Raw genomic sequence first — 1,129 nt, forward strand, 5'->3', positions numbered from 1 at the left:
TCGAAGTTGAAGACGTGGCTGACGCCCTTGATGTCCAGCCCGCGCGCCGCGACGTCCGAGGCGACCAGGATGTTGATGTCGCCGCGCTTGAACAGCTCCAGCTCGGCCAAGCGCTGCGGCTGTTCCATATCGCCATGAATCTCGCCCGAGCGGAAGCCGTGCTGCTTGAGCGACTTGTTCAACTCGCGCACCGTCGTCTTGCGGTTGCAGAAGATGATCGCGTTGCGAACCTCTTCCTGGCCCAGCAACTGGCGCAGGCGCTTGCGCTTCTCGAACGACTGGGGCGCGACCGGCACGACGAACTGGGCGATGTTGGTGTTGGTCGATGCGGGGCGCGCGACCTCGATCGTCTTGGGATTTTCCAGGAACTTGTCGGCCAGCTTCTTGATCGGCGGCGGCATGGTCGCGGAAAACAGCAGCGTCTGGCGCTGCTTGGGCAGCTTGGTGCAGATTTCCTCGATATCGGGGATGAACCCCATGTCGAGCATCCGGTCCGCCTCGTCGATGACCAGCATCGAACAGCCGGTCAGCAGGATGTTGCCGCGCTGGAACAGGTCCATCAACCGGCCCGGCGTCGCGATCAGCACGTCGACGCCCTTTTCCAGCGCCTTGATCTGGTCGCCCATCGACACGCCGCCGATCAGCAGCGCCATGGAGAGCTTCTGACCGGCGCCGTATTTCTCGAAATTCTCGGCGACCTGTGCGGCGAGTTCGCGCGTCGGCTCCAGGATCAGGCTGCGCGGCATCCGCGCCCGGCTGCGGCCATGCGCCAGGATATCGATCATCGGCAGCACGAAGGCGGCGGTCTTGCCCGTGCCCGTCTGCGCGATGCCGATGATGTCGCGCATCATCAGCACGGAGGGGATGGCGGAGGCCTGAATCGGCGTCGGCTCGGTATAGCCGGCGTCGGTGACCGTCTTGAGAAGTTCGTCGGAGAGGCCGAGATCGGCAAAGCTCATGCAATTTTCCGGAATTTGGTGCGGAATGGGAATCGCCCCGCACTCGCCCAGCAGCCTATGCCGCTTGCGGATTTGGTGGCGAATGTCAAGTTTTCCACATGGCGGAGGGGGTGGCGGTCGTGGAAATTCCCGTCTTCTTCTCCGTTTCTTCCTCCCCTCCCGCAGGCGGG

At 63.4% G+C, this 1,129-nt stretch carries 1 protein-coding gene; it reads right to left on the reverse strand.

Annotation, left to right across the window (positions count from 1 at the left end; all coding sequences use genetic code 11):
- On the reverse strand, positions 1-959 hold a 959-nt coding region (locus tag NS355_RS17840), incomplete at its 3' end, for a DEAD/DEAH box helicase (RefSeq protein ID WP_058746874.1).
- Positions 960-1,129 lie beyond the last annotated feature (170 nt).

Origin of the sequence: Sphingomonas yabuuchiae (genome assembly GCF_001477495.1) — a bacterium.
In the GTDB taxonomy this organism is placed as follows: Bacteria; Pseudomonadota; Alphaproteobacteria; order Sphingomonadales; family Sphingomonadaceae; genus Sphingomonas; species Sphingomonas yabuuchiae_A.